Annotated in this window: 13 protein-coding genes; 10 read left to right on the plus strand and 3 right to left on the minus strand. The window is 46.5% G+C overall.

Annotated elements, in window-relative coordinates; translation table 11 throughout:
- Positions 1 to 64: 64 nt before the first annotated feature.
- From BM056_RS08105 to BM056_RS08130, 6 genes are all read left to right on the plus strand, one after another.
- Entirely contained in the window at positions 65 to 601 is a 537-nt protein-coding gene (locus BM056_RS08105) for a TRAP transporter small permease (protein ID WP_092470546.1), read from the plus strand.
- Entirely contained in the window at positions 598 to 1875 is a 1278-nt protein-coding gene (locus tag BM056_RS08110; protein ID WP_092470548.1) for a TRAP transporter large permease, read from the plus strand. The genes BM056_RS08105 and BM056_RS08110 overlap by 4 nt, the downstream gene beginning before the upstream one ends.
- A 69-nt stretch (positions 1876 to 1944) precedes the next feature.
- Entirely contained in the window at positions 1945 to 2967 is a 1023-nt protein-coding gene (locus BM056_RS08115; protein WP_207648162.1) for a proline racemase family protein, read from the plus strand.
- 71 nt (positions 2968 to 3038) lie between these two features.
- The gene (locus tag BM056_RS08120; protein ID WP_092470550.1) at positions 3039 to 3941 is read left to right on the plus strand and encodes a glycyl-radical enzyme activating protein; all 903 of its coding nucleotides are present in this window, start codon (positions 3039 to 3041) and stop codon (positions 3939 to 3941) included.
- A gap of 36 nt (positions 3942 to 3977) precedes the next feature.
- Positions 3978 to 6338 (plus strand): trans-4-hydroxy-L-proline dehydratase, encoded by a 2361-nt coding sequence (gene hypD, locus BM056_RS08125; protein ID WP_092470983.1) that lies wholly within the window; start codon positions 3978 to 3980, stop codon positions 6336 to 6338.
- 179 nt (positions 6339 to 6517) lie between these two features.
- Positions 6518 to 7699, plus strand: coding sequence for a stalk domain-containing protein (locus BM056_RS08130; RefSeq protein WP_092470552.1), 1182 nt, complete (start codon positions 6518 to 6520; stop codon positions 7697 to 7699).
- Positions 7700 to 8023: 324 nt separating this feature from the next.
- Here BM056_RS08130 and BM056_RS08135 read toward each other — a convergent pair whose 3' ends face one another.
- The 3 genes from BM056_RS08135 to BM056_RS08145 all read right to left on the minus strand — a co-directional run bounded on the left by BM056_RS08135 (position 8024) and on the right by BM056_RS08145 (position 10783).
- Complete coding sequence (locus tag BM056_RS08135) at positions 8024 to 9241, minus strand: IS256 family transposase (protein WP_092470554.1); 1218 nt, start codon at positions 9239 to 9241, stop codon at positions 8024 to 8026.
- Positions 9242 to 9330: 89 nt separating this feature from the next.
- A complete protein-coding gene (locus tag BM056_RS08140) occupies positions 9331 to 10380 on the minus strand; it encodes a phosphodiester glycosidase family protein (RefSeq protein ID WP_092470556.1) in 1050 nt (349 codons plus the stop codon).
- Complete coding sequence (locus BM056_RS08145) at positions 10367 to 10783, minus strand: hypothetical protein (protein ID WP_131820742.1); 417 nt, start codon at positions 10781 to 10783, stop codon at positions 10367 to 10369. The genes BM056_RS08140 and BM056_RS08145 overlap by 14 nt, the downstream gene beginning before the upstream one ends.
- A 230-nt stretch (positions 10784 to 11013) precedes the next feature.
- Between BM056_RS08145 and BM056_RS08150 the strand changes: the two genes are divergently transcribed.
- From BM056_RS08150 to BM056_RS08165, 4 genes are all read left to right on the plus strand, one after another.
- Complete coding sequence (locus BM056_RS08150) at positions 11014 to 11658, plus strand: adenylate kinase (protein WP_092470559.1); 645 nt, start codon at positions 11014 to 11016, stop codon at positions 11656 to 11658.
- A gap of 144 nt (positions 11659 to 11802) precedes the next feature.
- On the plus strand, positions 11803 to 12570 hold the full coding sequence (locus BM056_RS08155) for a class I SAM-dependent DNA methyltransferase (RefSeq protein WP_238456364.1): 768 nt from the start codon (positions 11803 to 11805) through the stop codon (positions 12568 to 12570).
- A gap of 357 nt (positions 12571 to 12927) precedes the next feature.
- Positions 12928 to 14109, plus strand: a complete 1182-nt coding sequence (locus tag BM056_RS08160; protein WP_092470561.1) for an ABC transporter substrate-binding protein — start codon at positions 12928 to 12930, stop codon at positions 14107 to 14109.
- 68 nt (positions 14110 to 14177) lie between these two features.
- The gene (locus BM056_RS08165; RefSeq protein ID WP_092470563.1) at positions 14178 to 15074 is read left to right on the plus strand and encodes a branched-chain amino acid ABC transporter permease; all 897 of its coding nucleotides are present in this window, start codon (positions 14178 to 14180) and stop codon (positions 15072 to 15074) included.
- The last annotated feature ends 11 nt before the right edge of the window (positions 15075 to 15085 follow it).

A 15085-nucleotide genomic window follows, 5' to 3' on the forward strand; every position in this document is an offset into this window, starting at 1 on the left:
TTGAACATGGAACCGAGCCCGAATAGGCTCGGTTCCACGCTGAATAACAGAAAGGGGAATCTTTATGGGAAAAGTGATTTTCCGGCTCCAGCGGATCGGCGATGGGATCAATACCGTTTCCCGTGTCGCGCTGGGTGTAATGAGCGCGGCCTTATGCATCGCTGTTATCATGCAGCTGGTGCTTCGATGGTTTGGCGCCTCCATTAGTTGGGCCACGGAGTTTTCCTGTTATATTTTTGTCTGGACAACAATGCTGGGCTGTGCGGTAGCCAGTAAACATATGCTGCACATCGGTGTGGACGCCATCATTAATTGTTTTCATGGTATAGCAAAAAAAATAATGATGATTTTTTCTCATACTATTCTTTTAATTGCATTGATTATTTTTACGTTTACCAGCTGGCAATACACGGCTGCGCAGATGGCACATGTGGGGATAGCTATAAAAATCTCCATGTCCTGGTTTTATGTGTCCCTTCCCATCTGTGGAATTCTGATGATCTATCATACCTTTGTCCAGTTGCTGGAGATTATCTGCTTCGGCAAAGCAACCCCTATTCCACTTGCCGGTGATAAGAAAGGATCGGGGGTGCCGGCATGAGTATTGTTTTGTTCGCCTCATTTTTTCTGTTTTTGGCATTGGGGGTGCCCATTGCTTTCGTACTGATTATTTCCACCGTAGCTTATGCGTTAAGTATCGGTGAAGTATCCTGGTTTCTGATCCCTCAGCGCATCATTTACGGGGTCAACAGCTTTACGATGCTATGCCTGCCTTTCTTTGTTTTAGCGGGCAATATCATGAATCAGGGCGGCATCACCCAGCGTCTGGTCAATTTCGCTCAGGCTTTCGTAGGCCATATCCGCGGCGGTCTGGCTATGGTGGACGTGCTGGTGTGCATGATGTTCGGTACGGTTTCCGGTTCCGCAGTGGCCGGTACGGCGGCGGTGGGTTCGCTGATGATCCCCTCCATGAAAAAGGAAGGATATGACGCACCCTTTACCGCCGGTCTGACCGCTGCGGCTTCCACCTGTTGTCCGGTAATCCCGCCCAGTCTGGCCTTCGTCATCTACGGCGCCGCGGCCAAGGTCTCCGTTGGCGATATGTTCATTGCCGGCGTGGTGCCCGGCATTATGATGGGTTTGTTTATGATGATCGTTGTCTATTTCTTTGCCGTGAAGCGGAACTATCGGAAGATGGAACGTGTGCCAATGAAGGACCGTCTAAAAGCCACATTTTCTGCGTTGCCCTGTTTGGGCTTGCCGGCAGTGGTCATTGGCGGCATCATCTGCGGCTGGTTCACCCCCACGGAAGCAGCCGCCGCAGCTGTTGTATACGCTTTAGTTTTGTCCGGCCTCGTCTATAGAACCATTAACCTGAAAGGTTTATGGAAAGCGCTGGTGGACAGCGCTATCGATAGCGGCACCGTCATGCTGATAGTAGGCGGCTGCTACCTGTTTGGCTGGGTCATTTCCAATGAACGTCTGACCGTGCATCTGACGGAAGCGTTGGTCGCCATGCCCGTCTCACTTGTGGTGAAACTGATTCTCATCAATATGGCTTTGCTGGTGGTAGGTATGTTTATGGACAGCGCGCCGGCCATCATGCTGGTAGCGCCAATTTTGGCGCCGGCCATGGTAAGCCTCGGCATGGACCCCGTCCAAGTGGGCATGATCATCTGCATCAACCTGGTAATCGGCCTCGGCACGCCGCCGGTAGGCGTTTGCCTCTATTCCGCCACCAACATTGCCAAGTGTTCCTTTGGGGAGACTATAAAATCGTCGTTACCATTTACCTGTGCGTGCATGTTGGCTTTACTGCTCATCACCTATGTCCCGTTCGTCACGCGTATCCCCTTTATTCTGCTGGGCAAATAAGATTTTGGCTACCCGGTCCAACAGCAAGAAAATTCAACTGATATACGAAAGGAGGGCCCATTGCATTTGATGGGCTGGCACACTGTGAAAATTTGTAGAACTTTTCAAACAGTAGATACGCATACCGGTGGGGAACCCACCAGAACCGTGGTTGGTGGTGTGCCGGTGATTCCCGGTTCGACCATGCAAGAAAAATTCATTTACATGCAGACGCATCATGACTGGATGCGCAAGGTCTTGAGTTTGGAACCTCGTGGCAATGAAGTTATGTCCGGCGCGTTCTTAACGCCCCCCTGCACCCCCGGGACAGATATCGGTGTAATCTATTATGAAACCGGCGGCTGGCTTCCCATGTGCGGACATGACACCATCGGCGTTGCCACGGCTTTGGTGGAAACCGGCATGGTGGAAGTGCAAGAACCCTTTACTGACATTGTTTTGGATACGCCTAACGGCGTTGTGAAAGCCCGTGTAAAAGTAGAGGATCAAAGCGCGAAGAGCGTTACGTTCGTGAATGCACCCGCCCTGGTGATTGGTCGTGACTACTACGTCGACACACCCGAATTCGGCCGTGTTACCTTTGACGTAGCCTATGGCGGAAATATGTATGCAATCCTGCCGGCGGCCGCTCTTGGTTTGGAGCTGGTGCCGGGACGCTCCAAAGAAATTGTGGCCAAGGGAGTTTTGCTGAGAAACTACATCAATGAACAGATTCAGGTCCGCCATCCCTTGCTCACCTTCGTGGACAGGGTTACACACATCGAGTTTTCCGCTCCTTCCGATACACCCGGTGTTTCCGCCCGGAACGCCGTCATCATTACTTCCGCCGCCATTGACAGATCTCCCTGCGGTACCGGTACCTCTGCGAAAATGGCGCTGTTGCATGCAAAAGGCGAACTGAAGCTCAATGAGACCTTTGTTCACGAGAGCCTGCTCGGAAGCATATTCACCTGCCGGATCATTGAAGAGACGGAAATAGCGGGTATGCGGGCAATTGTGCCGGAAATCAGCGGCCGCGCCTTTATTACCGGCATGAGTACGTTTATGATAGACCCGGAAGACCCTCTGGCAGACGGTTTTGAACTTAGCTGATGTTTATCCGGGAGCAAGATATTTTCAGCCTGTTCCCATTTTGTTAATATATTTATTAGGGAGGCGTTGCTGTGACAACTGCGTTGGTCAACAACATCCAAAAGTATTCCATTCACGACGGGCCGGGCATCCGCAGCACCGTCTTTTTGAAGGGTTGCCCGCTGCTTTGCGCATGGTGCCATAACCCGGAGTCCCAAGTCTTCCAGCCGGAAATCGTGTGGTACGGCGAGAAATGCATCGGATGCATGTCCTGCGCGGAAGCCTGCCCCCATCAAGCCCTGAAAGGTAGGGAGCAGGGCATCGTCATTGATATGGAGCGCTGCGTCCGCTGCGGTATATGTGCCGACGTTTGCCCTACTCTGGCCATGGAAAGATTGGGTAAAGAAATGACCGTGGAGCAGGTGCTGGCAGAGGTGGGTAAAGACACCGTCTTCTATGAACAGAGCCGCGGCGGCGTGACCCTGAGCGGCGGCGAACCCCTATGTCACAAGGAGTTCGCGGTGGAATTTCTGAAACGCTGCCGGGAGCGGGGCTATCACACCACGGTAGATACCAGCGGCTTTGTGCCGGAGCATGTTTTTGACGCGGTGCTGCCTTATACAAACCTGTTCCTCTACGATATCAAACATCTGGATGATGATGTACACCGGAAGTACACGAAGGTACCGGTCGCGCTCATTCAGCGCAATCTGCGCCATATCGTGGAGAAAGGCGCCAATGTGTGGATTCGTGTGCCCCTGGTGCCCACCGTTAACGATGCGCCCGAACATATCCGGCGCATCGGCGCTCTGATGCGCGATCTGGGATCGACAGAAATCTATTTGCTGCCTTATCACAAAATGGCAGAGGCGAAGTACCATCGCCTGCGCCTGCCGTACACCATCTCCCACATTGCGGTGCCTGCGGCGGAGCAGCTGCAGGAACTGGCGGAAATCCTGTCCAGGCAGGGTTTGAATGTCCATATAGGAGGTTAGATTATCATGGCTACCGAAACTACCAAGAACCTTGGTATGAATGAGCGTATCCGGAAATTGCGTCAGCAGAGCGTCAGCACCGTGCCCATCATCTCCATCGAACGTGCCGTTCTAATCACAGAAGCGTATCAGAAGTATCAGGGCAAGGTCTCCATCCCGGTGCTGCGGGCGCTGTCGTTCAAACATCTTTGCGCCAACAAGACCGTGGTCATTTTGGATGGGGAACTGATCGTGGGCGAACGCGGCCCCCAACCCCAGTCCGCGCCCACTTATCCCGAACTGTGCTGTCATAGTGTCGAAGACTTCGAGATTATGGACCAGCGTGAAAAGATCTTCTTCAGGGTCAGCCCCGAGTCCAAGAAGATCCAGAAAGAGACCATCATCCCCTTCTGGAAGGGCAAAGCCATCCGCGACCTGATTATGGATCAGATGACCCCGGAATGGCATGACTGCTATGAGGCCGGCATCTACACCGAATTTATGGAACAGCGAGCCCCCGGTCACACCGTTTGTGACGATAAAATCTATCGCAAGGGTATGCTGGATTTCAAGGCCGAGATCAAGGAACAGCTTGATCAGCTTGACTTTGTCAACGACTTCGCGGCCTATGATAAGCAGGAAGAACTAAAGGGCATGGACATCGCCTGCGACGCGCTGATGATCTTTGCCGGGCGCTATGCGGAAAAGGCCCGTGCAATGGCTGCGGAATGCCGGGATGAGCAGCGGAAAGCCGAACTGATCCGGATCGCGGAGAACTGCGAATGGGTTCCGGCCCACGCGCCGCACACCTTCCATGAAGCGTTGCAGATGTACTGGTTCGTCCATCTGGGCGTCATCACCGAGCTGAACACCTGGGATGCCTACTGCCCCGGCCATCTGGACCAGCATCTGAATCCCTTCTATCAGCGAGAGATCGCAGCCGGCACCCTCACCCGGGAAAGCGCCATGGAGCTGCTGGAAAGCTTCTGGGTGAAGTTCAACAACCAGCCCGCGCCGCCCAAGGTGGGTATCACCCTAAAGGAAAGCGCCACCTACACCGATTTTTGCAACATCAACATCGGCGGTATGAAGGCGGACGGTACCGACGGCGTGTGCGACGTCTCCTATCTCCTGCTGGACGTGATCAAGGATATGCGCATCCTGCAGCCGTCCACCAACGTGCAGATCAGTAAAAAGAACCCGGATAAATTCGTCATCGAAGCCGGCCGGGTCATCCGGGAAGGCATGGGCTTCCCATCTGTGTTCAACCATGACGCCGTGGTGCAGGAGCTGCTGCGCCAGGGCAAGAGTCTGGAAGACGCCCGCCAGGGCGGCACCTCCGGCTGTGTGGAAGTAGGCGCCTTCGGCAAGGAAGCCTATATCCTCACCGGTTACTTCAACATGGTGAAGGTGCTGGAGATCACCCTGCACAACGGCGTCGATCCGCGGACCGGCAAGCGGATCGGCCTGGAGACCGGCGATCCCCGGAGCTTCCAAAGCATGGACGACCTGATGGCAGCCTTTAAGCAACAGATCGCCTACTTCATCGACGTGGACATCCGCGGCAACAATGTCATCGAAAAGATGTATGCCCAATATATGCCTTCTCCCTTCCTGAGCGTCATCACCGAAGACTGCATTACCAGGGGCAGGGACTACAACGCCGGCGGCGCCCGCTACAACAGCCGCTACATCCAGTTCGTGGGTCTGGGCTCCATTACCGACTGCTTCAGCTCCATCAAAAAGCACGTCTTCGATGATCGGACTCTGACCATAGATAAGCTGCTGGCCGTGCTGGACGCGAACTTCAAAGGCTTCGAGAAGGAACGCCAGATCTTTCTGAACAAGACGCCCAAATACGGCAATGACGACGATGAAGCAGACAGCCTAATCATGGGTATGTTTGAAATTATCTACGGCCTGGTCAACGGCAGACCGACCCCCAACGGCGGTCAGTACCGGGTGGAAATGCTGCCCACCACCTGCCACGTATACTTCGGCTCCGTCATCGGCGCCACCCCGGACGGCCGAAAAGCCGGCGTAGCCCTCTCCGAAGGCATCTCTCCGGTGCAGGGCGCGGACAAATGTGGCCCCACCGCAGTCATCAAATCCGCTGCCAAGCTGGACCAGCTCCGCACCGGCGGCGCGCTGCTGAACCAGAAGTTCACCCCCGCCGTGCTGGAAGGCGAGACCGGTCTGGAATGCCTGAAGGACCTGATCCGAGCTTACTTCCGCATGGACGGCCATCACATCCAGTTCAACGTGGTGGACAGCGATATGCTCCGGGACGCCCAGCATCATCCGGAGAATTACAATGATCTCATTGTCCGCGTGGCCGGTTACAGCGATTACTTCAATAACCTCACCGCCGAGCTGCAGAACGAGATCATTCTCCGCACCGAGCAGCAGGGGTTCTAATAAAGCTTCTAATGAACACATTGAAACCCGTAAGGCCTTAAAAGCAAGGCCCCGCGGGTTTCTTATATTATACGGGTAGTAGACAATGGTTTCCCTGCGTAAGGCTTGTTGAATGAAACGTGACATCCAACAAAATTATTAGTAGAATAACATTAACATCAATGTGAAGGAGAAGTTTAATGAAAAGAGTATTGGTAACCTTTATCACCGGTTGTCTTAGTTTATGTTTAGCCGGTGGCTCCATGGCTGCTGCAAAAAACACTGCGGTTTTTCAACTGGACAGCACCAAATATAAAGTAAATGACCAGGTGTTCGCTATGGATGCCTCCCCGTTTATTGACGATGGCAGGACTTACATACCTATAAGATTTTTGGCTCAGGCTCTGGGTGTGGAAGATAAAGATATACAATGGGATAAAGACTCCGGAATAGCCATATTAACATATCATCATGACCATACTATCAGCATCAGTATGAAAGCCGGGGACAGATCCCTCACAGTAACCAACAGCCCGGGAACCAGCGGCATTGAAAGTAATAAGTCCATTGCTATGGACGTTGCGCCGCTGTTAAAGAATGGCCGTTATTACTTGCCGGCGCGTTGGGTGGCGGAGGCTTTAGGATATACTGTGGAGTGGAATGAGCCTGCTCAATGTGTTTTGGTTTATAGCCCCGGTGGTGTACAGTCGGCTCCTTTACCCCAAATTACAACCCAAGAAATAAAATCAACCAGCGATGTATTGAACACCACCATGCAAATTCCCGTTATCTCCGGTCTCCAAGATATTGCCTGGCAAAAGCAATTAAATCAGCAGATTATGGACAAAGTTGACCGTGCCAGAGAGGATATGGCTAAAAATGTACAGAATTATGAAGAATACGTGAAAGGCACGGATAGGCCATTAATACCTTTGGAATTGTATATCAGCTATAATCAAGTGAGCACCGGCAATGTCTTATCTTTAGCGGTGGAAACTTACGAATTTACCGGGGGCGCACACGGCATGGCCTGGAAGGATTATTATATCATTGATACCCAAAATAACAGGCTATTAACTTTGCAAGATTTATTTAAAGAAAATGTCGAATACAAATCGATCATTAATCAGGAGATTAATAGACAAATCCAGTTAAGCAGGCAAAAGGGTGATAATATTTACTTTGAAGGAGACATGGGCTTTAAGTCCATCTCCGATAACCAAAATTTTTATATTGACGGGGATAACTTGGTGATTTGCTTTGGCGAATACGAGATCGCGCCATATGTGGCCGGCATGCCGGAAATTAAAATTCCCTTGAACTTTTTAAAACCGAACCTTAATGAAAACTTTTTAAAATTAATAACCCAGCAAGCTTCATAAGCTGTGAACCATAGAGAAAGCTGGGGAGTGCAATAAAGTTTGTGTAAATGGCTAATTCCTATGTTTTGATTATACATTGAAACACTACAAGTATCTGGTCGCCCTTTACGTGGAGGAGGCCTATGTTAGCCTACTGCGGCGAAAGGCCCAAGCAAACGCAGGGCTCGTAACGCTGGCTGCCCTTTACAAGGAATATGGGGCCTAATATCAATAGTTGTGCCTTGTAGCGGAAAGCCCCCTAAGTGCAGCTGGGTCTGCCGCTGGCCTTTTAGAAACATAGGCCTAGAGGCTCCATGTCAAGGGCGACCATAAACTATCACCTTTTTAAATAGCTAACTCTGATTGTAACCTATCACCGAAATAGATAGCAAATTGCGAGATGCATTTCCTCCAATCCCTGATTGACATGGTCCATTTTTTAGATGCTTGAGCAGTAGCAAGGTAAATAATCTTCTTTAAAGCCTCATCAGATGGATACGCTGTTTTGGTTTTAGTTACCTTTCTTAATTGTCGGTGATAGCCTTCGATAATATTTGTAGTATAAATAATTTTACGTAATTCGTATGGATAACTGAAATAAGTCGTTAATTCAAGCCAGTTCTTCTCCCAGGATCGAGTTATAATTGGATACTTACGATCCCACTTTTCCTTAAACATTTCAAAAGCAAATTCTGCTTCTTCCAGTGTAAGTGCCTGGTAAACTTGCTTTAAATCAGCCATTAAAGCTTTCCGCTCTTTATATGGCACATACTTTAATGAATTACGGATCTGATGGATAACACAAAGCTGTATCTGGGTTTGAGGGAATACGCTATTTATAGCTTCACTAAAGCCGGAAAGCCCGTTTTTACAGGCAATTAGAATATCTTCCACACCCCGGTTTTTAAGGTCAGTACACACGCCTAGCCAAAAGCTGGCACTTTCATTTTCTCCAACCCAAATACCAAGTATGTCCTTATTACCGGCCATATTAACGCCCAACACGCTGTAAGCAGCTTTGTTAATAATTCTATTTTCCTTACGTACCTTGAAATGGATGGCATCAAGGTAAATAATTGGATATACTCTCTCTAGTGGTCTTGACTGCCATTCTGCGATCATTGGCAGTATTTTATCGGTAATCTTACTGACCATAGTGGGGGAAACATCAATACCATAGATATCTCGCATATGGTCTTCGATATCTCGGGTGGACATGCCTTTAGCGTACATAGCTATAATTTGTTCTTCAAGCTGATTGGATGTTTTTTCGTATTTACCAACAACCCTTGGCTCAAATTCGCCATTACGGTCCCTGGGCAACTCTATTTCAGCTTTACCAAACTTAGTTTGAATTGTTTTGTGGCTGTAACCATTACGGCTATTGCCGCTATTATTGCCTTCTACACTATGCTTAGAGTAACCTAAATGTCCGTCCATTTCAGCTTCAAGTAATTGCTGTAATGTGTCTTTAAAAAGGTCCTTTAATAAATCATGAACATCTTCTACGGTATGGCAATCTTTCGCTAATTCTTTAATAGTTTTGTCTTGCATGTTTTGCATAAATGGATCAACTCCTTTATTGTTAGTTATTTCCATTTACACAAAACTTTTTACGTTCTCGAAAGCTGGGTACATTAACTCAGCTTTCTCTATGGCATAATAACAATATTGGTTGTTACAGTACGTTCCCGCCCATCTGACGGTTTATTGAGAACTTTTCCTTTAAATACAAAAGAACTGGAACCACCGCCATCAAGATTATAGGCTTCAACAACTCCAAAATCCAATAACTCTTGCTGCAAGTATTCCAAGGTAACCCCATTACTCCAATCTGATTGTCTGCCGTCCACAACAATAAAAATTAAGTCATCATTTCCATACTCGCCAATAATTGTTCTGGGATTTTTCTGATTAGCCCATTGTGTGGGAATTGTTAGTGCCTTTCTATCTTTTATTAACATTGGCACAAAGCTTACTCCAGCCACAGGTTCGTGAACCATCAGCTGCTTTTCGTCAGTAAATTTCCCGCCCAACAACTCACCACTGCTGTCCACGCCGGCAAAAAAGAGGTCTTTATAGGTAGGAGTAAACCCACCTAAAAGCTTTCCATCAATAACGGTATTACCCAGCGGCCATTTTACATTCTTTCCGTCGACGGTTGTATTATAAAAACCTCCGGCATTTATTCCAAATATTGCGCCTGTTCTTTTTACAGCCGCACTGGTTGTTTCACTTCCACCAATTTTATCATTGCCAAGCAGAACTTTAAATGCCTTGGGCTCATATAACTTTACCTTGGCTATATAACCTCTAAAGCCAATCCCTTGTAATGAAAAAACCTCAATTTTAACTTTTGGGGATTGATATGTATCAATTGGTTTACCCAGTCTTGAAACAATTTTTTGCTCATAAGCGTTGTCAGACAACTTAGTTTGCTTACTGCTCTCTTTAGTCAAGCTGTTTAGTGCCTTACTTTGTTGAGCTAATTTTTCTTCTTGTTTAGATGCTGTCTTCTTTATAGCCAAAGTTTTTTCCTGCACAGAGATTATTGATGTATTTAGTGCATTAACCTTTTGATCTAATCTTTTCAGATCTAATGATGCTGAATTTGTAATGTTATAAAAGGAATATGAGGCATGCCCAACCAAAACCAATATTGGCAGGATTAGTGCCAATATAAAAACATTAATAATCCTCATTTCCAGTCTCCTGTAATATTTTTAAACTTTTTTCCAATGCTTTTAGTTGGCCATCCAATTCTGTTATTCTTTTATTCACTTCATCACTAACCGAACTGGTACTGGTTAATTTTGTGTCTGTATTAGCTAAAGCACTCTGTATCTCTTGAACCTCTGTTTCCAATGATTCTATTTTATTTTCCAATTCCTGTACATTTTTTGTATTATCAGCCTGTATCGTATTTATCGCTTCCTTAATGCTTTTATCTTGATACCAATAACCAGCACAAGCTAAGCCCAACCACAAAAAAACTAATACTACCCCTGGCCCAACTTGCAAATTACTTTTATTTCTTTCTTTTTTTCTTTTTAATCGATCAGCTTGATATTTATTTTCCTCCTGATCAACTATATTAGTTTCCATCAGCCTCACCTCAATGTAGTTTTTTACAATATAGCTATTATAACAATTACTTAATTTAATGTATATAAAGTTAGCAGACAACAGCGTTGTCAGAAAAACAAAAAACCTTTGGGAATAGTGTCGCACCATGGTTAAGCTGATTTATCGTTTTTATATTTTCACCTGCCGATAATACATGCTATAATGTGTACAAGTTGATTATTTTGTAAAATTGAGGAGGGGGATTTTTTTTGAAGCTCTTAATTATGGGACCGCCAGGAGCCGGTAAGGGGACACAAGCGGAAGTACTGGTTAAAGAATTGAACATTACCCATATTTCCACTGGTGACATGTTCCGGGCGGCAATCAAAGAAGGAACCGAAATGGGTAAAAAAGCCAAAGAGTATATGGATAAGGGTGCCCTCGTACCTGATGAAGTAGTCGTTGGCATGGTCAAGGACAGGCTCTCCAAGCCTGACTGCGCTGATGGCTTTTTGCTTGACGGATTTCCCAGGACCCTTGAACAAGCTAAATCGCTTGATGCCACGCTACAAGCTATGAACATTAAACTTGACGGTGTTATCAACATTGCGGTGCCCCGGGAAAAACTAATGGCACGCTTAACCGGTCGAAGGGTCTGCCGCGGCTGCGGGGCCAGTTACCACGTTTTATTTAATCAACCGCAGGTTGAAGGCAAATGCAACAGCTGTGGCGGCGAGCTTTACCAGCGCAGTGATGATAATGAAGAGGCTGTTGGCAACCGCCTGGACGTATATGAAGCTCAAACCCAACCACTGATCGACTATTATAAGGCCCAGGGACTGTTACTTAATATCAATGGAGATCAGGATATCAAAAAAGTACTTGACGACATTTTATCAAGCCTGAAAAAATAACATGAAAAGCGCGGTAAATCAGTTCCCATAGCGAGCGCTTTTCAGTACTTTTTTCCTTAACACTGGCCATATATATGGCCAGTATACTATCCTAAAAGTACTACAAAAGCCTCCGGTTAGACTAAAACCGGAGGCTTTATACTCATGAGGGTTGATCTAAAAATGAAGCAATACAGTGGTCTTTCCTGCGTATACGACTACCTCGTTTCAAGCGTTGATTTTGAAGGCTGGATAGATTATGCAGAGCTATTGTTAAAGCATTTTGGACTTAATGCCGGGAGCGTAGTCGATATAGCTTGTGGTACAGGCAAAACAACTATTCCTTTCGCTAAAAGAGGATATAAAGCTTATGGCGTTGACATTTCTGAAGAAATGCTTGGTCTAGCTCGTAATCAGGCAGCATTGGAAAATGTTGACATTAATTTTTCAAAACAGGATATGCGCCAATTTTCTTTAGTTGAAAAAGTTGACTTGGCAACATGTTTTCATGACGGCTTAAATTATCTAACTGATATGCAAGACATGATTAAAACCTTTAAAACTGTTTATAAAAATTTAAACAAAAATGGTTCTTTTATTTTTGACCTCAATTCTGTGCTTTGGCTCTCTAACGCTGATGAAAGTGTGAATTTCGTTGACGAAAATGATATTACATTAATCTGGCAAACCAGTTACCATCAACACAGCAACATCTGGAGTATTAATTTAACTGGTTTTTTTAAAGAGGGAAGCCACTATAAAAAATTTTCTGAAACACATCAGGAAAAAGCCTACAGTCAGGAAGAGATTAAATCGTGCCTAAGCGAGGCAGGCTTTACTCTCTTGGGAAGTTTTGATGCCTTCAAGCTGGCGCCGGCTCATGAACAGAGTATACGTATTTTTTACGTAGCCCAAAAATACAATAGTAATTAATAATTGGCAGCATCTAAATAAATTAATAAAATTTTACTCTAAACTAAATTACAGTTATAGAATAGAAAAATTTTTATACTATTAAAAATTTAGCCTGCAGGAAAAATCGTTTTTATTACGAATTTATAATTTTAACTTAATTAACAAATCTAATAATAAATTTACAACTTCTTCTTTGTTGCAATAGTTTTAATATTTAGCTTTTATAGTTTATGGCTGAATCATAGCCGGAAATCCAAAATCACCTGCAGGGGAGGTGAATCATAGCGGAGTATATTGTTCCACTAGCGTTACATAACAAAATAGCCGCGCTGGTGAAATCTTGTCGGCAAAATATTTCTGAGGGGGATTTGAAAAATGTTTAAACACAAGCCATTATTTGTTCTTTTGGCGTTATTAACGGTCGCCTTCCTGGTTGCAGGCTGTGGCGGCCAATCCGCTGAAAATGGCGGCGAGCAAACGGCAGCTTCCGACGTTATCAAAATTGGATTCCTGGGTGACCTGACCGGCGATACAGCTTCTTACGGCAAAAATACATTGGAAGGCATGAAGATGGCGGCGGAAGAACTCAATGCTGACGGCGTTTTAGGTAAACAGATTAAAATTGTTGAGGCCGACCACCGCTATGATAAGGCCGAAGCAGCCAATATCGTTCAAAAATTCATTAATGAGGACAAAGTTTCTGCCATCGTCGGCGACCCAACCACCGGTATAACCAAGGCAACCGCCCCGATCTCCAACCAGGGTGAAGTTGTGCAGATTTCCGCCGGCTCTACCGGTCCTGAAGTTGTTGAAATCGGCCCCTATATTTTCCGTAACACTCTGCTTGACGCCGTAGGCGGTCCGGCAACTATGGATTATGCAATTAACGAGTTGGGATGGAAAAATGTTGCACTGATAACCTCGGTTAACAACGATTTCAGCGTAGGCCTGTCCAAGATCTTTAAAGACGCCATTCTGGCCAACGGCGGTAACATAGTCATTGAAGAAAGCGTACAGGACGGCGACACCGATTTCAGCGGCCAGGTAAGTAATATTAAAGGCAAAAATCCTGACTTTATCGTATTCTCCGGTTATTATACCGAGGGCGGCTTAATTATGAAGGAAGTTCGCAAGCAGGGCATGAATGACATCGTCATGGTAGGCGGCGACGGCCTGCAGTCCCCGACATTCTGGGAACTGGGCGGCCAAGCAGTTGAAGGCAGCATTTCCTACTGTGGTTTTTCTCCCGAGCAGCCTACTGATGAAACCGCCAAGTTTATTGAAGATTTCAAGGCTAAATACAGCAAGGATCCCGACCTGTTCCATGCCCAGGGTTATGACGCTGTAAAAATCATCGCGGCGGCTATGGAAAAAGCTCAAAGCGCAGATCCCAAGGTATTCCGTGATGCTATGGCCCAAACCAAAGATTTCCCGGGTGTTTCCGGTATAACTACCTTCCGTGAAAACCGCGAACCCATCAAGAGTCCTGTTTACCTGCTGCAGGTTAAAGATCAAAAATGGAGCCTGCTGAAGAAAGTCCCGGTTGATATGGATTAAATATTATAATAAGGGCCTCCGCCTAAAGGTGGCAGGCCCTTATTTATGAATTTCCAAGGAGGGCAGACATGTTAAGCAATTTTTTTGTGCAACTAATGAACGGAATAGCATTAGGTTCCACGTATGCCCTTATTGCCCTGGGTTACACCATGGTTTATGGGATTATTTTACTGATTAACTTTGCTCACGGTGAAATTTTTATGTCAGGTGCCTTTGTAGGCCTTATATTGGTCACAGTGTTTCACGTTCATATCGTTATTGCATTCCTGGGCGCTATGCTTTTTTGCATGATCATGGGTGTAATTATCGAAAAAATCGCCTATAAACCTCTGCGCAGGTCAACCCGGCTCGCAGCATTAATCAGCGCCATCGGTGTTTCTATTTTCTTATCAAACCTGGCCAACCTCATTTTTGGCGCAAGTCCCACTTCGTATCCTCCAACCGAAGAAATCCTGTTTCCATTAAAGTCCTTTGAGCTCTTTGCCGGGGCCCAGGTTACCAACTTGCAAATCTTAATTATTGCCACGTCGGCTGTATTAATGATTATTCTGCAATACTTTATAAAAAATACCAGAATCGGTAAAGCAATGAGAGCCACTTCCCAGGACTACGACACCGCAGCGTTAATGGGTATAAACGTCAACAGAATTATCTCCTACACATTTGCAATCGGTTCATCCCTTGCTGCCGCGGGGGGGGTTCTGGTAGGCATTTATTTTGGGGTAGTTAAATATAACATGGGTATGCTGATAGGTCTCAAGGCTTTTACAGCTGCGGTCCTGGGTGGCATCGGCAGCATTCCCGGCGCGATGTTCGGGGGAATTGCTCTTGGTGTTGGGGAAATGTTTGCAGTTGCAATTGGCCTCTCCTCCTATCGGGATGCTATTGCTTTCGGTATCTTAATTTTAGTTTTACTTGTAAAGCCCACCGGGTTATTTGGTACAGAAATTCAGAAGAAAGTGTAGGTGGCAAACTA

It is taken from the genome of Desulfotruncus arcticus DSM 17038, from assembly GCF_900113335.1.
Lineage (GTDB): Bacteria > Bacillota > Desulfotomaculia > Desulfotomaculales > Desulfallaceae > Desulfotruncus > Desulfotruncus arcticus.

What these genes read in the sequence shown, in the direction of transcription:
- BM056_RS08130 (WP_092470552.1), top strand. Translation starts at nt 6,518, where the DNA reads ATGAAAAGAGTATTGGTAACCTTTATCACCGGTTGTCTTAGTTTATGT.
- hypD (WP_092470983.1), top strand. Translation starts at nt 3,978, where the DNA reads ATGAATGAGCGTATCCGGAAATTGCGTCAGCAGAGCGTCAGCACCGTG.
- BM056_RS08160 (WP_092470561.1), top strand. Translation starts at nt 12,928, where the DNA reads ATGTTTAAACACAAGCCATTATTTGTTCTTTTGGCGTTATTAACGGTC.
- BM056_RS08105 (WP_092470546.1), top strand. Translation starts at nt 65, where the DNA reads ATGGGAAAAGTGATTTTCCGGCTCCAGCGGATCGGCGATGGGATCAAT.
- BM056_RS08145 (WP_131820742.1), bottom strand. Translation starts at nt 10,783, where the DNA reads ATGGAAACTAATATAGTTGATCAGGAGGAAAATAAATATCAAGCTGAT.
- BM056_RS08135 (WP_092470554.1), bottom strand. Translation starts at nt 9,241, where the DNA reads ATGCAAAACATGCAAGACAAAACTATTAAAGAATTAGCGAAAGATTGC.
- BM056_RS08165 (WP_092470563.1), top strand. Translation starts at nt 14,178, where the DNA reads ATGTTAAGCAATTTTTTTGTGCAACTAATGAACGGAATAGCATTAGGT.
- BM056_RS08110 (WP_092470548.1), top strand. Translation starts at nt 598, where the DNA reads ATGAGTATTGTTTTGTTCGCCTCATTTTTTCTGTTTTTGGCATTGGGG.
- BM056_RS08115 (WP_207648162.1), top strand. Translation starts at nt 1,945, where the DNA reads ATGGGCTGGCACACTGTGAAAATTTGTAGAACTTTTCAAACAGTAGAT.
- BM056_RS08140 (WP_092470556.1), bottom strand. Translation starts at nt 10,380, where the DNA reads ATGAGGATTATTAATGTTTTTATATTGGCACTAATCCTGCCAATATTG.
- BM056_RS08155 (WP_238456364.1), top strand. Translation starts at nt 11,803, where the DNA reads ATGAGGGTTGATCTAAAAATGAAGCAATACAGTGGTCTTTCCTGCGTA.